This is a genomic window from Shinella sp. M27 (genome assembly GCF_049199905.1).
Taxonomy (GTDB): domain Bacteria; phylum Pseudomonadota; class Alphaproteobacteria; order Rhizobiales; family Rhizobiaceae; genus Shinella.
This window is the reverse complement of record NZ_JBLZPK010000022.1, coordinates 9,006-35,497: the sequence shown is the minus strand read 5'-3', so window position 1 is coordinate 35,497 and position 26,492 is coordinate 9,006. Positions and strand designations below refer to the sequence as shown.

At 64.2% G+C, this 26,492-nt stretch carries 22 protein-coding genes; 13 read left to right on the top strand and 9 right to left on the bottom strand.

From position 1 onward, the window contains the following. Positions 1–134: 134 nt before the first annotated feature. Positions 135–932: a helix-turn-helix transcriptional regulator gene (locus ACOZK4_RS08020; RefSeq protein WP_421591431.1), complete on the bottom strand. Its 798-nt coding sequence runs from the start codon at positions 930–932 to the stop codon at positions 135–137. A 195-nt stretch (positions 933–1,127) separates the two neighbouring features. On the opposite strand from ACOZK4_RS08020, the gene ACOZK4_RS08015 reads away from it, so the two are divergent. The 5 genes from ACOZK4_RS08015 to ACOZK4_RS07995 all read left to right on the top strand — a co-directional run bounded on the left by ACOZK4_RS08015 (position 1,128) and on the right by ACOZK4_RS07995 (position 5,948). Continuing rightward, on the top strand, positions 1,128–2,201 hold the full coding sequence (locus ACOZK4_RS08015) for an ABC transporter ATP-binding protein (protein ID WP_421591430.1): 1,074 nt from the start codon (positions 1,128–1,130) through the stop codon (positions 2,199–2,201). 38 nt (positions 2,202–2,239) lie between these two features. After that, positions 2,240–3,400, top strand: a complete 1,161-nt coding sequence (locus tag ACOZK4_RS08010; RefSeq protein WP_421591429.1) for a polyamine ABC transporter substrate-binding protein — start codon at positions 2,240–2,242, stop codon at positions 3,398–3,400. Between the two features lie 90 nt (positions 3,401–3,490). Then, positions 3,491–4,357 (top strand): ABC transporter permease, encoded by an 867-nt coding sequence (locus tag ACOZK4_RS08005; protein ID WP_421591428.1) that lies wholly within the window; start codon positions 3,491–3,493, stop codon positions 4,355–4,357. Continuing rightward, entirely contained in the window at positions 4,357–5,181 is an 825-nt protein-coding gene (locus ACOZK4_RS08000; RefSeq protein WP_421591427.1) for an ABC transporter permease, read from the top strand. Before ACOZK4_RS08005 ends, ACOZK4_RS08000 begins: the two co-directional genes overlap by 1 nt. Before the next feature lie 5 nt (positions 5,182–5,186). Further along, positions 5,187–5,948 (top strand): SDR family NAD(P)-dependent oxidoreductase, encoded by a 762-nt coding sequence (locus tag ACOZK4_RS07995; RefSeq protein ID WP_117366595.1) that lies wholly within the window; start codon positions 5,187–5,189, stop codon positions 5,946–5,948. Here ACOZK4_RS07995 and ACOZK4_RS07990 read toward each other — a convergent pair. After that, the gene (locus tag ACOZK4_RS07990; protein ID WP_421591426.1) at positions 5,945–6,658 is read right to left on the bottom strand and encodes a L,D-transpeptidase; all 714 of its coding nucleotides are present in this window, start codon (positions 6,656–6,658) and stop codon (positions 5,945–5,947) included. The two genes, ACOZK4_RS07995 and ACOZK4_RS07990, sit on opposite strands and share 4 nt — an antisense overlap. A 173-nt stretch (positions 6,659–6,831) precedes the next feature. On the opposite strand from ACOZK4_RS07990, the gene ACOZK4_RS07985 reads away from it, so the two are divergent. Beyond that, positions 6,832–7,431 (top strand): YdeI/OmpD-associated family protein, encoded by a 600-nt coding sequence (locus ACOZK4_RS07985; RefSeq protein ID WP_421591425.1) that lies wholly within the window; start codon positions 6,832–6,834, stop codon positions 7,429–7,431. Between the two features lie 25 nt (positions 7,432–7,456). Here the strand turns inward: ACOZK4_RS07985 and ACOZK4_RS07980 are convergent, their stop codons facing one another. The 6 genes from ACOZK4_RS07980 to ACOZK4_RS07955 form a co-directional block, all read right to left on the bottom strand. Further along, positions 7,457–8,497 (bottom strand): GH25 family lysozyme, encoded by a 1,041-nt coding sequence (locus tag ACOZK4_RS07980; protein ID WP_313532293.1) that lies wholly within the window; start codon positions 8,495–8,497, stop codon positions 7,457–7,459. 184 nt (positions 8,498–8,681) lie between these two features. Beyond that, positions 8,682–10,349, bottom strand: coding sequence for a urocanate hydratase (locus tag ACOZK4_RS07975; RefSeq protein WP_421591424.1), 1,668 nt, complete (start codon positions 10,347–10,349; stop codon positions 8,682–8,684). A 34-nt stretch (positions 10,350–10,383) separates the two neighbouring features. Further along, the gene (locus ACOZK4_RS07970; protein ID WP_421591423.1) at positions 10,384–11,472 is read right to left on the bottom strand and encodes a DUF917 domain-containing protein; all 1,089 of its coding nucleotides are present in this window, start codon (positions 11,470–11,472) and stop codon (positions 10,384–10,386) included. Further along, positions 11,472–12,740 (bottom strand): Zn-dependent hydrolase, encoded by a 1,269-nt coding sequence (locus ACOZK4_RS07965; protein ID WP_421591422.1) that lies wholly within the window; start codon positions 12,738–12,740, stop codon positions 11,472–11,474. The genes ACOZK4_RS07970 and ACOZK4_RS07965 overlap by 1 nt, the downstream gene beginning before the upstream one ends. A 2-nt stretch (positions 12,741–12,742) precedes the next feature. Further along, entirely contained in the window at positions 12,743–14,119 is a 1,377-nt protein-coding gene (locus ACOZK4_RS07960) for a dihydroorotase (RefSeq protein ID WP_421591421.1), read from the bottom strand. A gap of 10 nt (positions 14,120–14,129) precedes the next feature. Then, on the bottom strand, positions 14,130–15,668 hold the full coding sequence (locus ACOZK4_RS07955) for an aromatic amino acid lyase (RefSeq protein WP_421591420.1): 1,539 nt from the start codon (positions 15,666–15,668) through the stop codon (positions 14,130–14,132). A 167-nt stretch (positions 15,669–15,835) separates the two neighbouring features. Between ACOZK4_RS07955 and ACOZK4_RS07950 the strand changes: the two genes are divergently transcribed. After that, the gene (locus ACOZK4_RS07950) at positions 15,836–16,990 is read left to right on the top strand and encodes a LysR family transcriptional regulator (RefSeq protein ID WP_421591419.1); all 1,155 of its coding nucleotides are present in this window, start codon (positions 15,836–15,838) and stop codon (positions 16,988–16,990) included. On the opposite strand, the gene ACOZK4_RS07945 is transcribed toward ACOZK4_RS07950, so the two are convergent. Further along, positions 16,987–17,961 carry a GlxA family transcriptional regulator gene (locus ACOZK4_RS07945; RefSeq protein ID WP_421591418.1) on the bottom strand — a complete coding sequence of 325 codons (975 nt, stop codon included), beginning with the start codon at positions 17,959–17,961 and terminating at the stop codon, positions 16,987–16,989. The two genes, ACOZK4_RS07950 and ACOZK4_RS07945, sit on opposite strands and share 4 nt — an antisense overlap. Positions 17,962–18,075: 114 nt before the next feature. Here ACOZK4_RS07945 and ACOZK4_RS07940 point away from each other — a divergent pair, with 114 nt between their 5' ends. The 6 genes from ACOZK4_RS07940 (at position 18,076) to ACOZK4_RS07915 (ending at position 26,482) form a co-directional block, all read left to right on the top strand. Then, positions 18,076–18,987: a 3-keto-5-aminohexanoate cleavage protein gene (locus ACOZK4_RS07940; protein ID WP_421591417.1), complete on the top strand. Its 912-nt coding sequence runs from the start codon at positions 18,076–18,078 to the stop codon at positions 18,985–18,987. After that, positions 18,984–20,477, top strand: coding sequence for a carnitine 3-dehydrogenase (locus tag ACOZK4_RS07935; RefSeq protein ID WP_421591416.1), 1,494 nt, complete (start codon positions 18,984–18,986; stop codon positions 20,475–20,477). The genes ACOZK4_RS07940 and ACOZK4_RS07935 overlap by 4 nt, the downstream gene beginning before the upstream one ends. A gap of 132 nt (positions 20,478–20,609) precedes the next feature. Next, positions 20,610–21,770: an acyl-CoA dehydrogenase family protein gene (locus ACOZK4_RS07930; RefSeq protein WP_244759470.1), complete on the top strand. Its 1,161-nt coding sequence runs from the start codon at positions 20,610–20,612 to the stop codon at positions 21,768–21,770. Between the two features lie 7 nt (positions 21,771–21,777). Continuing rightward, the gene (locus tag ACOZK4_RS07925) at positions 21,778–23,838 is read left to right on the top strand and encodes an acetate--CoA ligase family protein (protein WP_421591415.1); all 2,061 of its coding nucleotides are present in this window, start codon (positions 21,778–21,780) and stop codon (positions 23,836–23,838) included. Then, positions 23,835–24,617 carry a carnitinyl-CoA dehydratase gene (locus tag ACOZK4_RS07920; protein WP_421591414.1) on the top strand — a complete coding sequence of 261 codons (783 nt, stop codon included), beginning with the start codon at positions 23,835–23,837 and terminating at the stop codon, positions 24,615–24,617. Before ACOZK4_RS07925 ends, ACOZK4_RS07920 begins: the two co-directional genes overlap by 4 nt. 275 nt (positions 24,618–24,892) lie before the next feature. Continuing rightward, complete coding sequence (locus ACOZK4_RS07915) at positions 24,893–26,482, top strand: ABC transporter substrate-binding protein (protein WP_421591413.1); 1,590 nt, start codon at positions 24,893–24,895, stop codon at positions 26,480–26,482. The last annotated feature ends 10 nt before the right edge of the window (positions 26,483–26,492 follow it).

Sequence of the window (26,492 nt, the reverse complement as noted above, 5' to 3'; positions counted from 1 at the left end):
CCACAGGTGAGGCGGTGCAGATGGGTGGATCCTCGGGTCAAGCCCGAGGATGACGATGGAGAGGAGGCGGGCGTTGGAGCGTCCAACTGCGAACGCCACATCCCCACACGCCTTGCGACCGCGGCCGCCTCCACCTACCCCTGAATATTCTTCAGGTAGATCGACAGCAGCTGGATTTGCGAGGAGATGCCGAGCTTGCGATAGACGTTGCGCCGATGGACCTTCACCGTGCCGGTGGAAATGTCGAGCTTGAGGCCGATCGATTCAGAGGAATGGCCCTGCAGGACCAGTTCGATGATCGAGGCCTCGCGGTCGGTGAGGTTGAGCTTGCGCCACACCTTGTCAGCCTCGCTGACCGGCTCGCTGCGCCGGCCGCGCCCCTGCCCCGTCTCGGCGAAACGCCGGGCGAGATCGCTCCAGGCCTGTCGCACAAAGGCAGCGACGAAGGGTTCGGCATCGTTGAGCAGCACGAATTCCTGCGCCGGGAAGACACCGGTCTTCTCCCGGCGCATCAGGGACACCACCACCGTCACGCCATCCGCTACCGGCACGAAAAAGCCGAGCTCTTCCGCAAGACGGGTCTGCGAGTAGTAGGTGCGGTAATATTCGCTGGAGAAGAAGCGGTCGGGCGCGAGCTCGCGCATGCGGAAAACGCCGGAACGACCGGCACGCGTCGTGTGGAAGAACGGGTCGAGCAGGTAGGGGCCGGCCTGGTAGAGCGTCACGAAGATATTGTGATCGTCGGCCTCGAAGGTGCTGAACAGGTCGATCGGCCGTGCCTTGTCGCGATAGGCGAAAATAACGATGTCGTCGAAGCGCACGAGCGCGTGCATCATGGCAAGCAGGGTTTCGCCCGTTTGCCGGTCGGATTGCTCTGAACCGCTGGTCCAATCGGCAAGCGCCCGGAAAAATGCCGTGAAATCGACCCGCATGGCGTTTTCGCCCCCCGATTTGCCCGCAGGAGGCGTTTACCATCGCTGCCGGGGTATACTCCTCCCACAGCCAATTTACGGATAAAATACCTCTCTCGGGGTATATACCAACCCGCCAACGGATGACTAGCTTTGGGACGACGGTGGCCAAGGCGACACAGAGCGCCCAGAGACCAACAACCGCAGGGAACAGACGTGATATTCGCCCCAACGAACGACATCGAGTTCCGTTCGGTGACCAAGCGCTATGGCGCGGTGACCGCGGTCTCCGACATCAACCTTTCTGTGCCGAAAGGCGCCTTCGTGGCCCTGCTCGGCCCTTCCGGCTGCGGCAAGACGACATGCTTGCGCATGATCGGCGGCTTCGAACAGCCGAGCGAGGGCGAGGTGCTGATCGCGGGCAAGGTCGCCAATGGCGTGCCCGCCTATCGCCGCCCGGTCAACATGGTCTTCCAGCAATATGCGCTCTTCCCACATTTCGACGTGGAGAAGAATGTAGCCTATGGCCTGAAGCAGCTGCGGCCGAAACTGCCGGCGGCGGAGATATCCCGCCGGGTCGGCGAGGCGCTCGAAATGGTGCGCCTGTCGGGTTTCGCCAAGCGGCGCATCCATGAAATGTCCGGCGGCCAGCAGCAGCGCGTGGCGCTTGCCCGCGCGCTGGTCAACAAGCCCTCCGTGCTGCTGCTCGACGAACCGCTCGCCGCCCTCGACAAGAAGCTACGCACCGCCATGCAGATCGAGTTGCAGACCCTGCAGCGCGATCTCGGCATTACCTTCGTGCTCGTCACCCACGACCAGGAAGAGGCGCTGTCGATGAGCGACCTCGTCTGCGTGATGAGCGCCGGCCGCATCCGCCAGCTCGCCACGCCGCAGGAGGTCTACGACCGCCCGGCCGATCTCTTCGTCGCCGATTTCGTCGGTAAGACCAACCGCTTCGATGGCATACTTGAGGCCGGCGGTACTATCAGGCTCGGCAACGGCGCGGCGCTGCCCGTGTCACGCAGCGATCTCGCCCCCGGCGCCGTCACCGTCGCGCTGCGCCCGGAGGCGATCCGTCTGTCGCGCGGAACGAGCAATGCGGCGACACTCGAGGGCACCGTCACGCACCGCATTTTCCTCGGCTCCGCCGCCGAATATTCCATCGCCATCGACGGCCTGGGCGACATGCTCGTCACCGCCGAACGCCAGACACAAAACGACCTCGTCGCGCCGGGCGAGCGGGTCGCAATAAGCTTCGATCCCGGTACAGCGCATATCTTTCCGGCCTGAGGGAAACAGGCCCGTCACAACAACAAGGGAACAGTGTGATGTCGAAATGGTTCAGAGAGAATGCCCCGATCAGTGCCCGTGATTTAACGGACGAGTTCATGCGGCTGAAACGTGGCTCCGTCAGCCGCCGCCACTTCCTCGGCATTACCGGCCTCGGCCTTGCCGCGGCCGTGCTCGCCCGCCAGCCCGGCCTCGTCGCCTCGCCGGCCTATGCCGAAGACCTGGGCTCCACCATGTCGCTCGCGACCTGGCCGAACTACCACGATCCGGCGACCTTCGAGGCCTTCACGGCGGCGACAGGCGTTGCCGTCGAGGTCAACGTCTTCGGCTCGAACGAGGAAATGCTGGCAAAACTCCAGGCCGGCGGCACCGGCTGGGACCTGTTCGTGCCGACGAACTACACGATCTCCACCTATGCCGGCCTCGACCTGATCGAGCCGATCGACCTTTCCAAGGTGCCGAATTTCGACGCCAAGACGCAGAACACCCGCTTCACCAATGAGGGCACCGTCGACGGCAAGGTGTTTGCCCTGCCGAAGAACTGGGGCACGACGGGCATCGCCTTCAATTCCGACAAGGTGAAGTCGAAGGTTACCAGCTGGAAGGAGTTCTTCGAGGTCGCGCAGGGCGAGGCCACCGGCCGCGCCATGGTGCACGACTACCAGCTCACCACCATCGGCAACGCGCTGGTCTCGCTCGGCTTCTCGTTCAATTCCATCAAGCCGGAGGAGCTCGCCAAAGCCGAGGAGCTGCTGATCAAGGTCAAGCCGCATCTGTACGCCATCAACAGCGACTACCAGCCGTCCATGCGCGCCACCGATGCCTGGATGACCATGTGCTGGACCAATGACGGCGCACAGCTCAACCGCGACATCCCGGAAATCCAGTTCGCGCTCGGCACGGATGGCGGCGAGATCTGGTCGGATTTCTACGCGATCCCGAAGAGCGCCACCAACAAGCCGGCCGGCTATGCGCTGCTCAACTTCCTGATGGATCCGGCAAACGCCGTGAAGGAGCACATCGCCAACGGCGCGCCGACCACCGACAGCCGCGTTCTCGCGCTGCTGCCGGCCGAGATCACAGGCAACAAGATCGTCTATCCGGACGAAGCGGCACTCACCCCGCTGGAATTCGGCGCCGCCGTGACCCTGACGGATCCGGCACGCGCTGAGCTGATGGCACGCTTCAAGTCGGCTTAAAGCGTAACGGCCCCCGCCCGCCGCTCCGCAAGGAGCGGTCGCGCGGACCGGACGGGGGCCGGTATTCTCCAGACACAACACGGATTTCCCATGGCTTTGACGATGACGGCAAAGAGACGGCTTGTGACGACGGCGCTTTTGGCGCCGGCGTCCCTCTGGCTGTTCGTCTTCCTCGTGCTGCCCTTCATCGCCATGGTGGTCTTTTCCGTCGGCGAGCGCGGACCGGCGGGCGGCTATCAGGCGGCGTTCACTTTCGCGCAATATTTGAACCTGCCGGCCCGTTCCGCCGCCTACTGGAACACCCTGATGCTCGCGCCCGTCGGCGCCTTCCTCTGCCTCGTCGTCGCCTATCCCACGGCCTATTACCTCGCCGTCAAGGCGAGCCCGCGCCACCGGCTGCTGCTGGTCTCGCTGGTCGTCGTGCCGTTCTGGACGAGCTTGTTGGTGCGCACCTATGCCTGGATGTACATTCTCGGCTCGCGCGGCATCCCGAACTTGCTCGACATGATCGGCATTGCGGATGTGCGCCTGCTCAACACGCCGGGTGCGGTGCTGCTCGGCATCGTCTATGGCTACCTGCCGCTGATGATCATGCCTATTTATGTCAGCCTCGAAAAACTCGACCGCCGCCTGCTGGAAGCCTCCGCCGATCTCGGCGCAAAGCCGGTCTCGACCTTCTTCTCCGTCACCCTGCCGCTCTCGCTGCCAGGCGTCATGACGGGCGTCGCGCTAGTGACCATCCTGCTGCTCGGCGAATATCTCATCCCGCAGCTGCTCGGCGGCGGAAAGGTCTTCTTCATCGGCAATGCGCTGGTCGATCTCTTCCTACAATCGCGCAACTGGCCCTTCGGCTCGGCGATTGCCGTCACCCTCGTCGCCATCGTCGTGGTGGTGCTGATGGTCGCCATGCGCATCGCCTGGCGCATATCGGGCACCAGACAGGTGGATCTCATCTGATGCGCGCGCTGATCACCTCCGTCTATCTCTTCCTCTATGCGCCGATCGCCCTGGTCGTGCTGTTCTCCTTCAATGCGGGGCGCAATGCGAGCGAGTTCACCGGCTTCTCCGCGCAATGGTACGGCAAGGCGCTCGCCAATCCGTTCCTCGTTACGGCGTTGCAGAACAGCCTGATCATCGCACTCGTCAGCGCCACGCTCGCCGCCGTCTTCGGCACCATGGCCGCGCTCGGGCTGGAACGCCTCGGCGCCCGCACCCGCGCGATCTTCGACGGCCTGCTGGCCGCCGCCATCGTCGTGCCGGGCGTCGTCATCGGCATCGCGACGCTCGTCGCCCTCGTCGCCGTCTTCGGCGCCATCAACCCCGCCATCGCCGCTCTCTGGCCGGGTGAGGCGCCGCCGCAGCTCGGCCTCGGCTATGGCTCGATCATCGCCGCGCACGGCCTCTTCACCATGGCGCTCGTCACCATGATCGTGAAGGCGCGCATCGCCACGCTTGGCCGCGACATCGTCGAAGCCTCCGCCGATCTCTACGCCACGCCGCTCACCACCTTCCGCGATATCGTGCTGCCGCAGATCCTGCCCTCGGTACTGTCGGGCTTCCTGCTCGCCTTCACCTTCTCCTTCGACGATTTCATCGTGGCCTTCTTCGTCGCGGGCTCGAAGACCACGCTGCCGATCTACGTCTTCGCCTCGATCCGCCGCGGCGTGACGCCGGAGGTTAACGCCATCGCCACCATGGTGCTGGTCGCCTCGCTGCTGCTCATCCTGATCTCCCGCCTTCTGATGCGGGACAAAACCCAGAAATCGCCTGCCGGGGAGTGAGACCGATGATCCTGAAGAACCGTGTCGCCATCGTCACCGGAGCGGGCTCCGGCATCGGCCGGGCCGGCGCGCGCATCATGGCGCGCGAGGGCGCCACCGTCTGCGTCGCCGATCTCGACGAAACGCGCGCGCAGGAAACGGTCGATTTCATCCGCGCCGAGGGCGGCAAGGCGGAAACCGTCATCGTCGACGTCACCGACGATGTGGAGCTGAAGATGGCGGTCGCCTCGGTGCTGTCGCGCCACGGCCGCATCGATATTCTGCACAACCATGCCGGCGCGCAGGTGGCCGGCGATCTCGAAACCGTGCCGATCGACGGGCTGGATTTCTCCTGGAACCTCAATGTGCGCGCCCATCTGATGGCAGCGCGTTACGTGATGCCCGTCATGAAGGCGCAGAAGAAGGGCGTGATCCTCAACACCGCCTCCTCGTCCGGCGTGCTCTACGACCGCGAGATGATCGCCTATACGACGACCAAACACGCCGTCATCGCCATGACCAAGCAGATGGCCGGCGACTATGCGGGCCACGGCATCCGTGTCAACGCGCTCTGCCCCGGCTGGGTCGACACACCCTTCAACGCGCCCTTCATCGCCCAGATGGGCGGACGCGAGGCGATCGAAAGCTATATCAAGGAAAAGGTGCCGATGGGGCGCTGGGCCGATGTGGAGGAGATCGCCGAGCCGATCCTCTTCCTCGTCTCCGACCGGTCAAGCTACATGACCGGCCAGATTCTCGTCGTCGATGGTGGCGAGACGGTGACTTAAACGCCGGCTGGCGTGCCGAGCGAACCCTGATGCACGACGATGCGGGCGTGATAGGGCACGCGCTTGTAGAGATCGAGCACATCCTGGTTGATCAGGCGCACGCAGCCCGACGAGGTCGCCTTGCCGATCGACTTCCAGTCCGGCGAGCCGTGCAGGCGGTAGAGCGTGTCCTTGCCGTTCTGGAAGATATAGAGCGCACGCGCGCCGAGCGGGTTCTTGATGCCCGGCTCCATGCCGCCGTTCTCGACGGAATATTTCGCAAGGCTCGGCGTGCGGGCGATCATGTCGGCCGGCACCTTCCAGCGCGGCCAGGGCTGGCGCCACTGGATGACGCCCTCGCCTTCCCAGGCAAAGCCATCGCGGCCGATGCCCACACCGTAGCGCATCGCCGTGCCGCCCGGCTCCACGACATACAGGAAGCGGTTGGGCGTATCGACGACCACGGTGCCGGGTGCCTCGCCCGTCGGGTCCTGCACGCGCTGGCGATAATATTTCGGGTCGATCTGCGTATAGGGAATGGCCGGAATCTGGTGGCCGCCGTCTTCCATCGCGGCATAACGCGCCGCCAGCTCCTCGTCCGTCGCCGGCGTGATGGGATAGCGGACCTTCTGCGGAACCGGAACGATCTTGGTCGACGGCTGCGTGGTCGCGCAGCCCGCAAGCGTCGCGGCGGCGCCGAGGAAGAAGGCTCTGCGCGACAATGGGCTCATCCTAGACATTCTCGATAGGACTCCAATGGGATAGACGGGTTAAGGCCGATGGCTATCCAAAGCCCTGGGTGGCTGGCAAGAAGAACGGGCTTCACATCTTCGGCATTGGCCCTTCGTTTCACCGAGGCGATGCAAAGCGGCCACGCCCGGCCCGGCAGAACGAGGAAAACACGATGGCCCATGTGGAAATCAATCCGGCGCATGTCCGCGAATTTGTCGATCTCGACAGCTTCTATCGCTGGCTCGCCGAGAACCATGCAAGCGCGCCGGAGGTCTGGATCAAGCTCCACAAGAAGGCCTCCGGCCTGCCGTCGATAACCTCCGAGCAGGCGATCGAGGCCGTGCTGTGCTGGGGCTGGATCGACGCCATCCGCAAGAGCCATGACGACAAGAGCTTCTTCCAGCGCTACTGCCCGCGCGGCAAGAAAAGCGTGTGGAGCAAGAAAAACGTCGACACTGTCGGCCGGCTGATCGCAAGCGGGCGGATGACGGAACATGGCCTGAAACACGTCGAGGCCGCAAAGGCCGACGGGCGCTGGGACAAGGCCTATGGCAGCGGCAAGGACCTGAAAATCCCCGTCGATTTCCAGGCCGCCATCGATGCAGAACCTGCGGCCAAGGAAATGCTGGGCAAACTGACCGAGCAGAACCGCTTCGCGCTGGCCTTTCGCGTGCACAACGTCAAGACGGAGGCTGCGCGCAAGCGGCGGATCGAGGCTTTCGTGGAGATGCTGAAACGCGGCGAGACGATCTATCCGCAAAGACAGAAATAGACCGTCCCGTTAAGCCGATTGGCGATCAGTTAGCGCTGGCCGTGCGTGTGCCATACTGGCCGGCGAGCCAATTGTGCCAGTCGTTCTCGCTGCCGGCGAAGACATTGAGGTCGATCTTGCCGGAAACGCCGTGCGACAGTCCCGAGCCGGAATATTGCCAGAAGGTCCAGCGGCGATTCGGGTAGCGTTTCGAGGGATGGGCTGCGACCGAGCGCAGCCAGAACGGATATTGCGTCAGTTCGCCCGAGAGATTGTCCTCATAGAAATCAGGCGCCGTGTAGATGATCGGACGCTTGCCGTAGTGGCGCTCCAGCATCTCGGCGAAAACCTTGATCTTCTCGACATATTTGGCCCGCGAGAGACGCGCCTTGCAGGCGGAATCGCCGTTGTATTCGGCATCGATGACCGGCGGCAGCGCATCGGGATCGCGCGGCACGTTGCGGATGAACCATTCGGCCTGCGAGCTTGCCACGCGGCACCAGTAGAAGAAGTGGTAGGCGCCGCGCCGGATGCCGGCCTCCTTGGCCAGACGCCAGTTCTTCTGGAACATCGGGTCGAGATGGTCGCCGCCATCGGTCGCCTTGATGAAGGCGAAGTTGGCGCCCTGCGTGCGCAGCTTCATCCAGTCGATATCGCCCTGCCAGCGCGAAACATCGACGCCATGCACCTGGTAGTTTTTCGGCGCGCGCTTGCCGAAGTTGATCGGCTTGGCATCTCGGAACTGCTGGCTATAGACGCGCGAGCGCTTGGCCGAGCGCCCGACGGAAGGCTCGACAGCGAAGACAGCATTCTCCGGCCGCGTCTCGGGAACGGCCGATTGCTTTTCCATGGTTTCGAAGACGTGGTTTTCCGGCATGGCACCGGCCCAGGCGAGCATGTCCGCACCGCCCTCCGCCTTTACCTTGCCTTCGCCGACCGCGACTTCCGGCACAGGCCCCGCCTTCACGGAGCTTGTGACTTCCGAGGACGGTTTTATCGACAGGGCAGTCTCTGGATTGGAGCTCGACGCACAGCCCGCCATGGAGGCGCAGCCGAGCAGGATCGCTGTCAGGACCGAAAGACGCATAGGCACTCGCACGCAAAACAAACCGAAGCCCCCGCCCACAGCACGCAGACGGAATTACTAACGGAAGATTACCGCGAAATGTTAAATGCAAGGTTTACGCCGGCCGTGATATTTCCGGCACTTAGCGGCACTTGCCTTCACTACTTCTGCTGGTTTCGGTCACGAAAGCGTGTCCGGCAGCCCCTCAGGCATTGCCGATCCTGACATAGCCGATGTCCTTCTTTTCGACCTCGTCGAGCGATTCCTCGTAGCCGGCGTCCGCATAGCGGATTACGCCCAACGATGTATCGTTGGTCAGCGCATGCTGCAGTCGCTCTGCCCCGCCGGCCGTGCCGTCGGCCACCAGCGTCACGCCGCAGCTCGTCATGTAACCGGCATAACCGCCGCCGCCGGAGTGAATGACGACGAGATCGGCCATGGAGGATGAGAGGAGCATCGCATCGAGCAGCGGCCAGTCGGCGATGGCATCGGAACCATCCTTCATGCGCTCGGTCATGATGTTCGGATGCGCCATGGCGCCGGCATCGAGATGGTCGCGCGAAAAGGCGATCGGCCCCTTCAGTTCGCCCGATGCCACCAGCTTGTTGACCGCCAGTGCAAGCTCCGTGCGCTCGCCATGGCCGAGCCATGCGATGCGTGCCGGCAGGCCCTCGAAGGGCACGTTCTCGCGGGCAAGGCGGATCCAATTGGTAACGATGAAATTGTCTGGGAACATCTCAAGCACGAGATCGTCGATGCGGGCGATATCGCTTTCCTCGCCCGACAGGGCCATCCAGCGGAACGGCCCGATGGCACGCGCGAAGAGCGGACGCAGATAGGCTTCGGTGAAGATCGGAATGTCGAAGGCAGCGGCCACACCGCCCTCCCGCGCCTGGGTGCGGATAAGGTTGCCGTTGTCGAAGACCTCCGAGCCCATTTTCTGGAACTCCAGCATGGCCGAGACATGCTCGACGATCGAAGCGCGGCTTGCCGCCATCAGCTGCCCCTGCCCGTCATCGCGCAGGCCCTTCACCTGATCGAGGCTCATGCCCTTCGGCACATAGCCATAGACGAGATCGTGCGCCGAGGTCTGGTCCGTGACGATATCCGGCACGATGCCGCGCCGCGCGATCTCCGGATAAATCTCCGCCGCATTGCCCACGAGACCGATCGAGGTCGCACGCTTGTCCTTCACCGCTTCGTCGATCATGGCGAGCGCCGTATCGAGATCGGGTGCCACATGTTCAAGGTAGCCGACAGCCTTGCGGGCGGCGGCACGTGCCGGATCGATATCGACGCAGAGAATGGCCGCCCCCGCCATGCGCCCGGCGAGCGGCTGCGCGCCGCCCATGCCGCCAAGCCCGGCGGTCAGGATGAAACGACCGGCCAGGCTGCCGCCGAACCGTTTTTCCGCAATGCGCATGAAGATTTCATAGGTGCCCTGAATGACGCCCTGGCTGCCGATATATTGCCAGGCGCCGGCCGTCAGCCCGCCCCAGCAGATCAGCCCCTTGCGCTGGAGTTCATAGAAGACCTCGGCCTTGGCCCATTGCCCGACGATGTTGCAATTCGCCATGATGACGAGCGGCGCCTTCGCATGGGTCTTCAAGAGCCCGACCGGCTTGCCGGACTGGATAATGAGCGTCTGGTCCTCGTCCATCTCGGTCAGCGCCTTGACGATGGCCTTGTGCGCCGCCCAGTTGCGTGCCGCCTTGCCGAGCGCGGCATAGACGATGAGATTGTCCGGGTCCTCGCCGACCGACAGCACGTTTTCGAGCAGCCGCAACAGCCCCTCCTGCCGCCAGCCCTTGGCGCGCAGTACATCGCCGCTGGGGATCGGATAGTTCGGATGGCGCGGATTGGCTTTGGGCATGGACGTCTCCTCAAGTATCTCTTTCAGCTTTGCCTCAAGCGAGAGCGTAGCTCACCAGATCGATGCCCATCGCCTTTTCGACAGAGGGATAGACCGTCGGATCGAGCACGCTGGAGGCAAGCGGGATGATCGACTTCGGCACATGCAGCACATAGACCGTCATGCCGACTTCGAGCTGGCCGACGCTCAGCGGCTCGCCCTCGGGCGACAGCGTGGTGATGACATCGGGGAATGTCGCGAGACGTTTTCCGTCCGCCGATTCCACCGCCATATATTCGTTCATGACATGCAGCACCGAGGCGGTGTCACCCTTGCCGACCGTCACCGTGCCGATATCGAAGGCCTCCTTGGTATACACCACCGACTTGTCGGTGATCACGCCTTCGGAAAGGATCGAACCGCCGGTCGTCTTGACGATGGCGTCGATGATCGCCGAGCCGCCCTTGCCTTCCGCCGCGATGATCGCCTCGCCAAGCGTCAGCGCCAGCGAGATGCCGCCGAGCGCCGCATTCTTGCGCACATAGGAGGCGCGCAGCGGGTTGCGGCAGGAGGCGATGAAGCCGCCGGACATGTCGGAGGCCGTGCGCAGGATCGGCGAGACCTTTGCCGTCGCGCCGCGCACGACGAGCTCGATGTAGCGGTTCTCGTCGCGATTGCCGCCGACGGCGGTCTGGATCATCTGCTCGGGTGAACCGGCCATGCCGATCGAGCCCATGTCGCCGGTCGGATGCGCGCGCATGTCGCCCACGGCATCCACCACCTTTGTGCCGAGGATGGCCGAGGGCAACCAGCCATTCAGCGTCGAGGACTTGCCGTTCTGGCCAACCATCAGCGCCGCGACCTTCTCGCCGAGCGCCTCCTGCAAAAGCTCGACAGCCTTCACATAATCGACGCCGCGCATTTCCCAGGGCGTGGTCGAGGCTGGGGCGCCGATGGCCGCCGCCGTCGCCACCCACTCGTCATCGGAGAGTTCATCGATGGAGACCAGTTCCGGCTTGCCGATCGACACCGCGGCATAGCCGAGCATGCGCCCATGGTCCGCCCAGCCGCCGCCACCGGCGGCATAGACCGAGCCGCCCTTGACTGCCGCTTCGACGTCTTTTTCCTTTAAAATCCGGCCCATTAGACGCTCTCCTGACTCAATGTCTCATCCAGCTGAATCACTGCATTAAAAAGCACCGCCGCCCCGAGCGCGATATCGTCGGTCTCGGCAAATTCCTCCGGCGCATGGCTGCGCCCGCCAAGGCACGGCACGAAGATCATCGCAGACCGCGTCACCTTCGCCATGAAGGCGGTGTCGTGGCCCGCGCCCGACGCCATGCGCCGGTGGCTGGCGCCGGCAGTCTCGCAGGCCGCATCCAGCACGTTGAGCAGCAGCGGATCGCCCGGCGTCGGCATGTTGTCGGAGATGCGGCGCGGCGCGGCGATGGTGGTGCCGGTCTCCCGCGCGATCCCATCGGCAAGCTGATCGACCGAGGCGACGAAGAGGTCCATCGCATTGCGCTCTTCCGCCCGCGCATCAATCAGCAGGCGGGCACGCGACGGCACGACATTGGCGGCATTCGGCTCGATGGAGAACTCACCGACGGTCGCCGTGAAATGCCCCGGCCCTTCCGAGAGCGATTTAGCCAGCGCCTCGATGCCCGAGACCAGCCGCGCAGCGGCGGCCAGCGCATCGGCGCGCGATCCCATCGGCGTCGTGCCGGCATGATCCGCCCGGCCCTCGACGACGATCTCGATGCGCGTGATGCCGGCAATCGCCGTCACTACACCGATATCCAGCTTTTCCGTCTCCAGTACCGGCCCCTGCTCGATATGCAGTTCAAGGAAGGCCGCGATATCCTTGCGCGCTTCGGCGGTAATGCGCATGGGATCGCCACCGACATCGCGAATACCCTGCTCCAGCGTCAGCCCGTCCCGCTCGCGCGACAGCCAATCTTCAGGCAGCACCCCGACCATGCCGCGGCTGCCGATGCAGGAGACGCCGAAGATCGACACTTCCTCGGCGAGGAAATCGACGACCTCCAGATCGTGATCCAGGTCTATGCCCTTGTCGGCCAGGGCCTGCGCCACTTCCAGCGCCACCGCCACGCCGGCAATGCCGTCATAGCGCCCGCCGTCCGGCACCGTATCGGAATGCGAGCCGAGCATGATCGTGCCGAGACCGGGCTTTTTGCCCGGCCGCCGGGCAACGAGATTGCCTGCGGCATCGATGCGCGTTTCGAGCCCTGCGGCCCGAAATCTTTCGTCGAGAAAATCCCGCCCCGCCGGGAACAGAGCGGTAAAGGCACGCCGCGTGTAGGGCCGGCCGGGCTCAGTGAGCTTGGCCAGCCCGTCGATCACATCCGCGATGCGCGCGGGATCGACCGGCAAATTGCTTGCGTGGGCCATGATCAGGCCCCCGCGGAAACGAGTGTCGGCAGCGGGCGCACGAAGGCGCCAGTGCCGGGCTCGGAGAGCACTTTCGCGCCGTCGAAGGCAAGTTTGCCACGCAGATAGGTCGCGGAGACACGCCACGGCAGCCGGATGCCGTGATAGGGCGACCAGCCGACGACATTGTTGCCGCTTGCCGCCGCGTCATAGATATAGGGCTCGGGTGTCAGCACGGTGATGTCGGCATCCTTGCCGGCTTCCAGCGCGCCCTTCACATGGTCGAGCCGAAAATGCCGGGCCGGGTTCAGCGTCATCAGTTCGGCGGCGCGCGTCAACGGAATGCCGCGCTCCAGCGCACCCTTGACGAAGAGCGGCACCATGACCTCCAGTCCCGGCACGCCGGAGGCATTAGCCAGCATGTCCGGATTGGTCTTGCGGTCCTCCGACCAGCTGACATGGTCCGTCGAAACCAATGTGACATTGCCCGCGGCGACATGGCGCCAGAGCTTTTCCACCTCGGCGCGCGGGCGGATCGGCGGATTGATCTTCGCCTTGCCGCCAAGCCGGGCGACGTCGTTCTCCTCGTCGAGAACAAGATAGTGGATGCAGCACTCGATGGTCGCGCGGTGTCCTTGCGCACGGTAGGCGGCGGCGATCTCATAGCCACGGCCGAGCGAGCAATGCACGACATGGGCCGGGCAGCCCGTTTCGGCACCGGTTTCATAGATCTGGTTGGAAGCGAGCAGCTCCGTCAGCGGCGGTCGCGACAGGCCGTGCGCGCGGTAATCGGTGATACCGGCCGCCTTCACCTTGGCGATCGCCGCGCGCACCGCCTCGTCGTCCTCATTGTGCACGCCGGCCGCCAGCCCCGTCGGCGCAATGGCGCGGAAGCAATCCTCCAGCAAGGCCGCCGGAATGCGCGGAAAGCGCTTCGGGTCCGTACCGAAGGTCGAGAACTTGAAGGCGGCAACGCCAGCCTCGACCATTTCAGCAATGCGCGCCGGCCCTTCCTCGGGATCGACGGTGCCATAGAGCGCGAAATCGACACGCGCCTGCGGCGATGCATGATCCACCTTGATCTTCACCGCCTCGGCCGAGCAGACGAGATTGCCCTCGTCATAGGGCATGTCGACGATGGTGGTGACACCGCCTGCAGCCGCCGACCGTGTCGACCAGATGAAATCCTCCTGGTTCTTTTGCGAGAGCGAGTGGACCTGCGCATCGATGGCACCGGGCAGGATCAGCGCGCCGGAGAGGTCATGCCGCTCCTTCGCCGCCGGCATCGCGCCCTGGCCGACATGCACCACCTTGCCGTCACGCACCGCGACATGGCCGCCGTCGACGATGCGGTCCGCCAGAACCACGGTGCCTTTCAAAACGAGATCGAAATCGGCCATCGTGTGTTCCTCAGGGTTTCAGGGCAAAGAAACTATCGACATCGGCCATGGGCGCGGCATCGACGAAGGCGGCGAGCGCCTCGGGGCTGGCAAGGTCGCGGTCGAGCGCCTCGATTTCTGCGGAGAGCGGCCGGTCCTTGCGGTAGAAGGGGCTGATCGCCCGCGTACGCTGGTAGGCGACGGCGGCAACGCCTTCGACATTGTCGCCGGAAAGATCGATCGCCTGAGCGGAGAGCATGGCTTCCAACGCCGCGAGCTGGCGCAGGTCCCGCACCTGGCTTTCCATGCGCTCGACGATGAGCGGCAGGAAGGTCGCCTCCTCCTCCAGCCCGCCGGCCACCACGATGGACTGCGCAGAGATCGGCACGGCCAGCGACTGGATGCGCATATAGAGTTCGACGGCGAGCTTCAACAGCGGGCCGAAGCCCGTTGCCGCCTCGCCGGGCGCCACGAGATTGACCGGCAGGTTGCGGCGCACGCCGTTGGACAGCAGCACGCAGCGGTTCAGCACATTGCGGGCAAGATGGGCAAAGCCCGTCTGCGCCGCCTCGACATAGAGCGTGGTCGAGAGCGGCAACGAGCCGCCCGAGGCCATGACGTGATTGTCCATCACGACGGGGTTGTCGTCCGACTGTGCCGTCGCCTCGACGAGACGCTCGGCGGCGGTCATCAACGTATCCAGGCACGCGCCGAAAACCTGGGCGGTCATGCGCAGGCTCAGCGGATCGTGGATGGCCGACGGCTTCGGCCAGTGACCGGAGGTCGCCTGCGCCTCGAACCAAGTGCCGGCCAGCGCCTCGCCATGGGCCGAAAGTCGCGCGGCCACCCGCCACGGATCGGCCGAAGCGCCGAGCGCCAGCGACGAGAGCACGCCCGTCACCATCAGATTGCGGATCGCCTTTGCCGCCTCGCGCACGACATTGGCGGCCGCGGCATGCGAGATGGCATTGACGCTGAGCGCCGCCAGCGCATCGCGCGGCTGCATGCGATAGGGTTTCAGGCTGGCGCGCTTCAGTGCTTCCGGCGCGGGCAGGCGCTCGCCGCCGTACCAGGCCTCGCCCTCGCCCGTCAGCACCGCCGCGATCTGCCCCATCAGGCCGATATCGGCGCAGCCCATCGAACCATGGCGGCGCACGACGGGCACGACATCCTTTTCGAGCAGTGCGAGGAAGGCATCGATCAGCTCCGGGCTGCAGCCGGAATAGCCGCCGAGCGCGGTGTTGACGCGGATCGCCATCGCCTTGCGCACGATGGGCAGCGTGAAGGGCTCGCCGGTGCCGAAATGGTGCGCCTTGACGAGATTGTTGTTGAACTCGACGAGGTCGTCCGCCGTCCAGAGCTTGTCCTTCATCGACCCGACGCCGGTATTGGCACCGTAGATCGGCAAGCCCGTGGCAAGACGGTCGGTGATCACAAGACGCGAGGTGCCGACGCGACCCATGCCGATCTCGCAGGCCACCGGACGCCGCGCACCCGTGCCGATCGCCTCCAGCGTGGCGAAATCGAGCGGTTGGCCGGTGAGATAGAGGGTATCGGCGGAAGCGAGCATGTTTCAAAGAGCCTGTTTTTCAGAGGCAATACCGAGGCAGTCAGGTGCGGTTTGCATCAGGAATTGCGTGTGGATGTTATGCGGAACCTGAACGGAGCGTATATCCCAAAACCCGCACGGTTCATGCTATAGGTCGAACAGCCAGGAAGAAGCCGAAGGACCCGCCCGTGGATCTATCCACTCTCTGCCTTGTGCACAGCATTCTCGAAGAACGCGGCATCCGCAGGGCAGCCGCCGCATGCCGCCGTCCGGCCTCCAGCGCAAGTGCCGCCCTTCGGCGGGTCGAGACCGTGTTGTCCGTGCCGCTGGTGCGCCGCGATGGCCAGGCGCTGGTGCCGACGCTGGAGGCGGAAGCCCGCCTGCCGCGCTTCGCCGACATCGCCCGCGCCGCCGCGGCACTCACAGCATTGGGAGACGGAGACGGCACCATCCCGCTCACCGCCCTCGCCCGTTTCGCCGCCACGGCCCGCGCCGGCAGCATCAACGCCGCCGCCAAAAGCCTCGGCCTCGGCCAACCGCAACTCACCCGCCAGCTCAGCCATCTGGAAGCGGCCATCGGCTGCAAGCTGCTCGACCGTTCGGCATCCGGCATAAGCTGCACGCCTGAAGGCCTGGAGGCGCTCGTGCTTGCCGAACGCATCGGTGCGGCCTGGGAACAGCTCTTCGCCGCCTCCGCCGAGCGCTTCCGCCGCAGCGCCGCCACCTGGCGGCTCGGCACGATCATTCCCTTCGGCCACGAAAGCGAGATCGCCGCCATGCTGGCGCGGCTTGCCGTGGAATGGCGAAGCGCACGGCCCCGCCAGCCGCTCTTTCTGTCCTCCACCACCGCAGACGAACTCGTCTCCGGGCTCAAAAATCGCCGCTTCGACCTGATCCTGCTCGACACGGACCGCTTTCCCGCTGAATTCGACGGACAGATGATCGGCCGCTCTCAACTGGCCCTCGCCGCCCCCCGCGCGCTGGACGACGCCGAGCGGCAGGACCTCGCCGCCCTGCTGCGCCGCTATCCCATCGCCGTTCCAAGCCCAAGGAGCGGACTGCGCCAGATGACGGACCGCTTTCTGGAAGCGACCCTTTCTCCAGCCGAACGTTCACGCCTGACGCTGGTCGAGGTCGATTCAATCCCCGTCATCATCAATCTCGTGCTGGACCACGGCCACCTCTCCGTGCTGCCGGAACATTCCGTCGCCAATATCAACCCGCCGCCGGCCCTGCTGCCGCTCGACGCCGCCTATCAGCAATCTCTCAGCCTCGTCTGGCCGCGCGATGCGCTCTCCCGGCAGGCGGCGGAGACGATGGTCACCCTCCTGGCCAAACCTTAGCTTTTGGTTCCGGCCCTCAGCCGCCGCCGGGTCTCCGTCGGGCTCTCGTGATAGTGCGCGCGGTAGCTGCGCGAGAAGGCGGAGGAGGAATTGAAGCCGGTGAGCGCGGCGATGTCGGCGAACTCGGCTTTGGTCTCGATGACCTTGCGCCGGGCGGCGTTGAGGCGCAGCGCCAGATAGTGCTGGTGGGGGGCAACGCCCATCGATTCCTGGAAGAGATCCTGGAGATGGCGGGCGCTGATGCCGACGCGCTTGGCGAGCCGCGTCAGGGCGAGCGGCGCATCCACCGTCTCCTCCATCAGCCGTACGGACTGGCTGACGCGCTGGTCGGCGACGCGCATATTGCCGAGTGCCGGCACCTGTAAAAGACCGCCGGTGCGTTCATGCTCGTAGATGAACAGCCGCGAGACCTCGAGCGCCAGCGAATAACCCTGCCTTCGGCGGATAATCTCCAGCATCAGGTCGAGCGTCGGCAACGAGCCGCCGGTGGTGATACGTTTGCCGTCGATGACATAGCGCTCGCGCATGACCGCGATTTGCGGATAGCGCGAGGCGAATTCCTCCATGTCCTCCCAGTGAACAGTCACGGAATGGCCGTTGAGCAGGCTCGCCTCGGCAAGCAGCCAGCTGCCCGATTCGATGCCCGCCATCATGAAGCGGTAGCGCGCCGTCTGCGAAAGCTGGCGCCGCAACAGAGGCGTTGCACTCATCTGCCATTGATAGCTCGAGAGCACGAAGAGCGGATGGACCTCCTTCTCCGGCCGGAACACGCCGTCGACGGGCACGGGAATGCGGCTGCGCGTCTCCACCGGCGCGCCATCCGGCGAAAAGATGCGCCAGCGATAGAGGTCCTGGCCGGAGATGCGGTTGGCCGCGCGCAAGGGTTCGATCACCGAGGCGACGAGGATGAGGTTCGTCTCGGGCAGCACGAGAATATCGATGTCGAGTGTATCGGCGGATGGATCGAGCATGGCGGTATCCTGCTTTTTCATCTCTCGAATTGTCAAGGATGGATCCGAAAAGTGAAAGCACTGCGCCTTCTCTTGGCTCGTAATGGACCCAACAAGAATTCTGGGAGAGACCACATGCCCTTAGCCATGAACCGTGATGTCTTCATCACCTGCGCCGTCACCGGTTCCGGCGACACCGCCGGCAAATCGCCCCACGTGCCGCGCTCGCCCAAGCAGATCGCCGAATCGGCGATCGACGCCGCCAAGGCCGGTGCTGCCGTCGTGCACTGCCACGTCCGCGATCCGGAAACCGGCGCACCGAGCCGCCGCAACGATCTCTACCGCGAAGTGACCGAACGCATCCGCGACGCCGAGGTGGACGTGGTGCTGAACCTTACCGCCGGCATGGGCGGCGACATGATCTTCGGCAACACCGAACAGCCGCTGCCGCTAAACCCCGTCGGCACCGACATGGTGGGCGCGACCGAGCGTGTTTCGCATGTCGCCGAATGCCTGCCGGAAATCTGCACGCTCGATTGCGGCACGATGAACTTCTCGCTCGGCGACTACGTGATGACCAACACGCCGTCGATGCTGCGCGCCATGGGCCGGATGATGACCGATCTCGGCGTGCGCCCGGAAATCGAGGCCTTCGACACCGGCCATCTCTGGTTCGCCAAGCAGCTCGTCGAGGAAGGCGTCATCGAGGATCCGGTTCTCATCCAGCTCTGCATGGGCATTCCGTGGGGCGCGCCCGACGACCTCAATACCTTCATGGCGATGGTCAACAACGTGCCCGCCAACTGGACCTTCTCGGCCTTCTCCATCGGCCGCAACGCCATGGCCTATCCGGCAGCGTCCATCCTTGCCGGCGGCAACGTCCGCGTCGGCCTGGAAGACAACCTCTATGTCGGCAAGGGCCAGCTCGCCACCAATGCGCAGCTCGTCGAAAAGGCCGTCAACATTGTCGAAAGCATGGGCGCCCGGATCATCGGCCCGGCCGAAGTGCGCGAGAAGCTGAAACTCCAGAAGCGGGCACCGAAATGAGCCAGATCAACAAGGCAGCCTGCGTCGGCGGCGGCGTCATCGGCGGCGCCTGGGTCGCGCGCTTCGCGCTCGCCGGCATCGACGTCAAGATTTTCGATCCGCATCCGGAAGCCGAACGCATCATCGGCGAGGTGATGGCGAATGCCGAGCGTGCCTATGGCATGCTCACCATGGCCCCGCTGCCGCCGAAGGGTAAAATCACCTTCTGCAAGAGCTTGGAAGAAGCCGTGCAAGACGCTGACTGGATTCAGGAAAGCGTACCGGAACGCCTGGAGCTGAAGCGCGGCGTCATCACCCAGATCGACGCGGCCGCCAAGCCCGATGCGCTGATCGGCTCGTCCACCTCGGGCCTGATGCCGACCGATCTGCAGCGCGATATGAAGCACCCCGAACGACTATTCGTGGCGCATCCCTACAATCCCGTCTATCTGCTGCCGCTCGCCGAACTGGTCGGCGGCGAGAAGACGAGCAAGGCCACGCTCGAAGCCGCAAAGGCCAAGCTCGCCCCCATCGGCATGAAGGGCGTGATCATCAAGAAGGAAATCGAAGCCTTCGTCGGCGATCGCCTGCTCGAAGCCGTCTGGCGCGAAGGCCTCTGGCTCATCAAGGACGACATCTGCGACACCGAAACGCTCGACGACGTGATCCGCTATTCGTTCGGCATGCGCTGGGCGCAGATGGGCATGTTCGAGACCTATCGCATTGCCGGTGGCGAAGCCGGCATGCGACACTTCCTTGCGCAGTTCGGCCCCTGCCTCTCCTGGCCCTGGACGAAGCTCACCGACGTCGTCGATCTCAACGACGAGTTGGTCAACAAGATCGCCGACCAGTCGGACGCCCAGTCTGGCGCACGCGGCATCCGCGAGCTGGAGCGCATCCGCGACCAGAACCTCGTCGGCATCATGCACGCGCTGAAGGCCGGCGACGACGGCAAGGGCTGGGGTTCGGGCAAGCTGCTCGCCGAGTTCGAGGAACATCTCTGGGCCAAGGCCGGCAAGGCGAAGGTCGAGGTTTCGGAAGCCGGGCCACTGCGCCTCGTCGATACCAAGGTCAACGCTGCCTGGGTCGATTACAATGGCCACATGACCGAGCACCGCTATCTCCAGCTGTTCGGCGACACGTCGGATGCACTGCTGCGGTTGATCGGCGTCGATTTCGCCTATGTCGAGGCCGGCCACAGCTACTACACGGTGGAAACCCACATCCGCCATCTCGGCGAAGCCAAGCTCGGCCAGGCGCTCTATACGACCCTGCAGATTCTCGCGTCCGACAGCAAGCGCCTGCACTACTTCACCCGCATCCACGACGCGGCGACCGGTGATGTCATCGCCACCGCCGAGCAGATGATGCTGCATGTCGACAGCAAGGCGGGCAAGAGCGTCGATGCGCCCGCGGACGTGCTGGCGGAGATCAAGCTGATCGCCGACGCCCACGCCAAGCTGCCGACGCCGGATGGAGCCGGCCGCAGCGTCGGGCAGAAGCGGGCCTGATTCCATCACCCGGACGCCGAGAGGAACGGCGCCCGGCGTGACACATTCAGTCTCTCCCGGCCTTCGGGGGAGACGCCCGCCAAGGGCATGGCCGCGACAGGCGGCCAGCAAAAGAATTCGAGGGGGAATGCCATGAATTTCGCATTGACCGACGAGCAGCAGATGATCGTGGATACGGTCCGCTCCTTCGTCGAAACGGAAATCTATCCGCACGAAAACGAAGTCGAGCGCACCGGCCATGTCCCGCCGGAACTCGGCCAGGAAATCGCCCGCAAGTGCAAGGAAATCGGCTTCTTCGGCTGCAACATGCCGGAAGAGGTCGGCGGCGCCGGCCTCGACCACACGTCTTTCACGCTGGTCGAGCGCGAGTTGGGCCGCGGCTCCATGGCGCTCACCGTCTTCTTCGGCCGCCCCTCGGGCATCCTGATGGCCTGCAACGACGAACAGCGCGAGCAGTATCTTCTGCCCGCCGTGCGCGGCGAAAAATTCGATGCGCTGGCCATGACCGAGCCGGACGCCGGCTCGGATGTGCGCGGCATGAAATGTTTTGCCCGCAAGGACGGCGACGACTGGGTCGTCAACGGCACCAAGCATTTCATCAGCCACGCCAATATCGCCGATTTCGTCATCGTCTTCATCGCGACGGGCGAGGAAGACACGCCACGTGGCAAGAAGAAGCTGATCACCTGCTTCCTCGTCGACCGCGGCACGCCGGGCTTCGAGATCCGCAACGGCTACGAGTCGGTCTCGCACCGCGGTTACAAGAACTGCATTCTCAACTTCGATGAATGCCGCCTGCCCTCTTCACAGATCCTCGGTGAGGTTCACAAGGGCTTCGACATCGCCAATGACTGGCTCTACGCAACCCGCATCACGGTCGCCGCCACCTCCGTCGGCCGCGCCCGCCGCGCCTTCGATTATGCCTTGAACTACGCCGCAGAGCGCAAGCAGTTCGGCAAGCCGATCGGCGCAAACCAGGGCGTTTCCTTCAAGCTCGCCGACATGATCACCGAGATCGACGCCGCCGACCTGCTGACGCTCAACGCCGCCTGGCGGCTCGATCAGGGCCTGCCGTCGAACCGCGAGATCGCCTCGGCAAAGGTCTATGCCACGGAAATGCTCGCCCGCGTCACCGACGAGGCGATCCAGATCTTTGGCGGCATGGGCCTGATGGACGACCTGCCGCTCGCCCGCTTCTGGCGCGATGCGCGTGTAGAGCGCATCTGGGACGGCACGTCGGAAATCCAGCGGCATATCATCAGCCGTGATCTGCTCCGGCCGCTGGGAGCGTAATCAGAGAATGGTACGCTCCCTCGACCGTCTCATCCGGCCCAGATCCATCGCCGTCTTCGGCGGCAAGGAAGCGCGGCGGGTCATCTTCCAGTGCGACAAGATGGGCTTTTCCGGCGAGATCTGGCCGGTGCATCCGCGTGAGGACGAAATCCTCGGTCGCAAATGCTACCGCTCGGTTGCCGACCTGCCCGGCGCGCCGGATGCCTCCTTCGTCGGCGTCAACCGCGAATTGACCATCGGCATCATCCGCGATCTCTCCGCCCGCCGCGCGGGCGGCGCCGTCTGCTACGCCTCGGGTTTCCGCGAGGCCGTCAGCGAACTCGCCGATGGCGACGACCTGCAGAAGGCGCTGGTAGAAGCCGCCGGCGACATGCCGATCCTCGGGCCGAACTGCTACGGCTTCATCAATATGCTCGACGGCGCCCTGCTCTGGCCCGACCAGCACGGCATGCTGAGGATCGACAAGGGCGTTGCCGTCCTCACCCAGTCGTCCAACATCGCCTGCAACATTTCCATGCAGCAGCGCGGCCTACCGCTCGCCTATATCCTGACGGCCGGCAACCAGGCCCAGACCGGCCTTGCCGACCTCGCCTGTGCCGTTCTCGAAGACCCGCGCGTCACCGCCGTCGGCCTGCATATCGAAGGTTTTGATAGTCTCGAATCTTTGGAACGGCTCGCCCTTCGTTCGCGCGAACTGAAGAAGCCAGTCGTCACGCTCAAGGTCGGTAAATCCGAACAGGCGCAGCTTGCAACGGTCTCGCATACGGCTTCGCTTGCCGGCAACGACGCCGTTTCCTCCGCCCTGCTCGCCCGCCTCGGCATCGGCCGCGTCGAGACGCTGCCGGAACTGCTGGAAACGCTGAAGCTGTTGCATGTGGCCGGCCCCCTGCCGAACTACGACATTTCCTCCATGTCCTGCTCGGGCGGCGAGGCCTCGCTGATGGCGGATGCCGGCGTGAAGCGGAAAGTCGGATATCGCGACCTCAAGGCTTTCCAGCGCCAGCCGCTGCGCGAAACGCTCGGCCAGATGGTGACGATCTCCAACCCGCTCGACTACCACACCTTCGTCTGGGGCAATCGCGAGAAGCAGACCGACGCTTTCACGACGATGATGAAGGGCGACTACGGCCTGAACCTCGTCGTGCTCGATTTCCCGCGCCTCGACCGCTGCGACGCCGCCGACTGGATTACCACCTGCCACGCCGTCATCGATGCCTCCAAGGCTTCTGGCGCCAATGCCGGCATCGTCGCCTCGATGGGTGAAAACATGCCGGAAGCGACCGCCGAGATGCTGATGCATAACGGCGTCGTGCCCTTCTACGGCATCGAGGAGGCGCTGGCCGCCACCGATGTCGCGGCCGGCATCGGCGAGGCCTGGTCGAAACCACACTCGGCGCCCCTGCTCAAGGCCAGCACAAGTGAAGGCGAAGCCGTCACGCTAAGCGAATATGAGGCCAAGCAGGCGCTCGCCGCCCATGGCCTGCCCGTCCCGAAGGGCCTCACCGCCGAGACGGCGGAAGCTGCTGCCGATGCCGCCGAAGCACTCGGTTTCCCCATCGTGCTCAAAGGTCTCGGCGTCGCCCACAAGACGGAAGCGGGTGCGGTGAAGCTCAATCTGGCGAACCGCGCGGCCGTTCTGGAGGCCGCCAAGGCCATGGCGGGCGTCGCCTCCGGTTTTCTCGTGGAAAAGATGGTGGGAAAACCCGTCGCCGAACTCATCGTCGGCGCGATGCGCGATCCGGTCGCCGGCCCCGTGTTGACTGTCGGCGCCGGTGGCATCCTCGTCGAATTGCTTGAAGATTCAGCAATTTTGACGCTGCCGACCGACGAGAAGGCGATCCGCGAGGCCCTTTCCGGCCTCAAGATCGCCAAGCTGCTGAACGGTTATCGCGGCGGCCCGAAGGGCGATATCGACGCGCTTGTCGCCGCCGTCGCATCAGCGGCATCCTATGTCGTTTCAAACGCTTCAATAATCGAAGAACTGGACGTTAATCCCGTAATGGTGCTGCCTGCTGGCGACGGTGTCGTCGCAGCCGATGCGCTGATCCGTCTGAGGAAAAACCCATGACCGGACCGATAAGACAGCGCCGCGAAGGCGGCATTCTGGAAGTCACGATCGATCGCCCCAAGGCGAACGCCATCGATCTCGCGACCAGCCGCATCATGGGCAAGATTTTTGCCGACTTCCGCGACGACGAGAGCCTGCGCGTCGCCATCATCACCGGTGCGGGGGAAAAATTCTTCTGTCCGGGATGGGACCTGAAGGCCGCCGCCGCGGGAGACGCCGTGGACGGCGACTACGGCATCGGCGGTTTCGGCGGCATGCAGGAACTGCGCGATCTCAACAAGCCGATCATTGCGGCCATCAACGGCATCTGCTGCGGCGGCGGCTTTGAAATCGCGCTCTCGACGGACCTGATCCTCGCCGCCGAGCACGCGACCTTCGCGCTGCCGGAAATCCGCTCCGGCACGGTTGCGGATGCCGCCTCGATCAAGCTGCCGAAGCGCATTCCCTATCACATCGCGATGGACATGCTTCTGACCGGCCGCTGGCTGGATGTGCAGGAGGCGCATCGCTGGGGATTTGTCAACGAGATCCTGCCGGCCGACAAGCTTTTGGAGCGCGCCTGGGAACTGGCGCGCCTGCTCGAAAGCGGCCCGCCGCTCGTCTATGCCGCCATCAAGGAAGTCGTGCGCGCCGCCGAGGGCGACACCTTCCAGGGAACCATGAACAAGATCACCAAGCGGCAGTTCCGCACGGTCGACATTCTTTATTCCAGCGAGGATCAGCTCGAAGGTGCGCGCGCCTTCGCCGAAAAGCGCGATCCCGTCTGGAAAGGACGATAGGAGCGCGCGCCTGCATCGGGCGCAATCCAACGCTTTCCATAAGCCTGGCTTGTGGCAGAAATAGATATTTTGTGGCGTTACACACGGCCTATGGATAGATAGCTTTATAGATCACGAGCCGCAGGGCGGCAGTAACAGGAGGCTTCTGGAAGACGTGACGAGACCGGCATCTGCACAAAAAGCCGGTCGTAAGGTTGCCTTAGAGGCAAAAAACAGAAATTCTGCCAACCATAACGACAAATGCCCAAAACGGGCGAAGCAAAGGGAACAGGGGAATGACTGACTACACCAAATACCTCACCGACCAGGTTTCGCTCGGCAAGATGAGCCGCCGCGAGTTCATGGGCCGCGCGGCGGCCTTCGGCGTCACGCTCGCCGTTGCCGGCACGATGTTCGACACCGCCGCCAAGGCGCAGGAGCCGAAGCGTGGCGGCAATCTGAAACTCGGCCTCGAAGGTGCCGCCGCAACCGACTCGAAGGACCCCGCAAAGGCGCTCTCGCAGTTCATGTTCGTCGTGAACCGCAACTGGGGCGACATGCTGGTCGAATCCGAGCCGCTGACCGGCAAGGCCGTCCCGGCGCTCGCCGAGTCCTGGGAACCCTCCGCCGATGCCTCGACCTGGACCTTCACCATCCGTAAGGGCGTGAAATTCCATGATGGCAAGGACCTGACCATCGATGACGTGATCAAGACCCTGCAGCGCCACACCGATGAAAAGTCGGAGTCGGGCGCGCTCGGCGTCATGAAGTCGATCAAGGAAATCAAGGCCGACGGCGACAAGCTCGTGCTCGTGCTTTCGGAAGGCAATGCCGACCTGCCGCTGCTTCTCACCGACTACCACCTCGTCATCCAGCCGAACGGCGGCCTCGACGATCCGAATGCGATGATCGGCACCGGCCCGTTCAAGGTCACCAGCTTCGAAGCCGGCGTGCGCGCCACCTTCGAACGCAACAAGGACGACTGGCGCCAGGATCGCGGTTATGTCGACACGGTCGAGATGATCGCCATGAACGACGCGACCGCCCGTATCGCAGCGCTGTCTTCCGGCCAGGTGCACTACATCAACCGCGTCGACCCGAAGACCGTCGATCTCCTGAAGCGTGCGCCGACCGTCGAGATCCTCTCCACCTCCGGCCGCGGCCACTACGTGTTCATCATGCATTGCAACACGGCGCCGTTCGATAACAACGATCTTCGGCTTGCGCTGAAATATGCGATGGACCGCGAGACGATGCTGGAAAAGGTGCTCGGCGGCTACGGCAAGGTCGGCAACGACTTCCCGATCAACGAGACCTATGCCCTCTTCCCCGAAGGCATCGAGCAGCGCGCCTACGACCCTGATAAGGCGGCCTTCCACTACAAGAAGTCGGGCCATAGCGGCTCGGTTCTGCTGCGCACGTCCGACGTTGCGTTCCCCGGCGCCGTCGATGCCGCCGTACTCTACCAGGAAAGCGCCAAGAAGGCCGGCATCGAGATCGAAGTGAAGCGCGAGCCCGGCGACGGCTACTGGTCGAACGTCTGGAACGTCCAGCCCTTCTCGACCTCCTATTGGGGCGGCCGCCCGACGCAGGACCAGATGTACTCCACCGCCTATCTCTCGAAGGCCGACTGGAACGACACCCGCTTCCTGCGCGAAGACTTCGACAAGATGGTGCTGGCGGCCCGCTCCGAACTGGACGAAGCCAAGCGCAAGGACATGTACCGCGCCATGGCCATGATGGTGCGTGACGAAGGCGGCCTTATCCTGCCAATGTTCAACGACTTCGTGAACGCCTGCTCCAAGCAGGTGAAGGGCTATGTCCACGACATCGGCAACGACATGTCGAACGGCTTCGTCGCAACCCGCGTGTGGCTCGACGCCTGATGACCGGCGG

Bases quoted from the DNA above. Each gene is read 5' to 3' on its own strand.
- ACOZK4_RS08020 (WP_421591431.1), bottom strand. From the start codon at position 932: ATGCGGGTCGATTTCACGGCATTTTTCCGGGCGCTTGCCGATTGGACC.
- ACOZK4_RS08010 (WP_421591429.1), top strand. From the start codon at position 2,240: ATGTCGAAATGGTTCAGAGAGAATGCCCCGATCAGTGCCCGTGATTTA.
- ACOZK4_RS08005 (WP_421591428.1), top strand. From the start codon at position 3,491: ATGGCTTTGACGATGACGGCAAAGAGACGGCTTGTGACGACGGCGCTT.
- ACOZK4_RS08000 (WP_421591427.1), top strand. From the start codon at position 4,357: ATGCGCGCGCTGATCACCTCCGTCTATCTCTTCCTCTATGCGCCGATC.
- ACOZK4_RS07995 (WP_117366595.1), top strand. From the start codon at position 5,187: ATGATCCTGAAGAACCGTGTCGCCATCGTCACCGGAGCGGGCTCCGGC.
- ACOZK4_RS07990 (WP_421591426.1), bottom strand. From the start codon at position 6,658: ATGAGCCCATTGTCGCGCAGAGCCTTCTTCCTCGGCGCCGCCGCGACG.
- ACOZK4_RS07985 (WP_421591425.1), top strand. From the start codon at position 6,832: ATGGCCCATGTGGAAATCAATCCGGCGCATGTCCGCGAATTTGTCGAT.
- ACOZK4_RS07980 (WP_313532293.1), bottom strand. From the start codon at position 8,497: ATGCGTCTTTCGGTCCTGACAGCGATCCTGCTCGGCTGCGCCTCCATG.
- ACOZK4_RS07975 (WP_421591424.1), bottom strand. From the start codon at position 10,349: ATGCCCAAAGCCAATCCGCGCCATCCGAACTATCCGATCCCCAGCGGC.
- ACOZK4_RS07970 (WP_421591423.1), bottom strand. From the start codon at position 11,472: ATGGGCCGGATTTTAAAGGAAAAAGACGTCGAAGCGGCAGTCAAGGGC.
- ACOZK4_RS07965 (WP_421591422.1), bottom strand. From the start codon at position 12,740: ATGGCCCACGCAAGCAATTTGCCGGTCGATCCCGCGCGCATCGCGGAT.
- ACOZK4_RS07960 (WP_421591421.1), bottom strand. From the start codon at position 14,119: ATGGCCGATTTCGATCTCGTTTTGAAAGGCACCGTGGTTCTGGCGGAC.
- ACOZK4_RS07955 (WP_421591420.1), bottom strand. From the start codon at position 15,668: ATGCTCGCTTCCGCCGATACCCTCTATCTCACCGGCCAACCGCTCGAT.
- ACOZK4_RS07945 (WP_421591418.1), bottom strand. From the start codon at position 17,961: ATGCTCGATCCATCCGCCGATACACTCGACATCGATATTCTCGTGCTG.
- ACOZK4_RS07940 (WP_421591417.1), top strand. From the start codon at position 18,076: ATGCCCTTAGCCATGAACCGTGATGTCTTCATCACCTGCGCCGTCACC.
- ACOZK4_RS07935 (WP_421591416.1), top strand. From the start codon at position 18,984: ATGAGCCAGATCAACAAGGCAGCCTGCGTCGGCGGCGGCGTCATCGGC.
- ACOZK4_RS07930 (WP_244759470.1), top strand. From the start codon at position 20,610: ATGAATTTCGCATTGACCGACGAGCAGCAGATGATCGTGGATACGGTC.
- ACOZK4_RS07925 (WP_421591415.1), top strand. From the start codon at position 21,778: ATGGTACGCTCCCTCGACCGTCTCATCCGGCCCAGATCCATCGCCGTC.
- ACOZK4_RS07920 (WP_421591414.1), top strand. From the start codon at position 23,835: ATGACCGGACCGATAAGACAGCGCCGCGAAGGCGGCATTCTGGAAGTC.
- ACOZK4_RS07915 (WP_421591413.1), top strand. From the start codon at position 24,893: ATGACTGACTACACCAAATACCTCACCGACCAGGTTTCGCTCGGCAAG.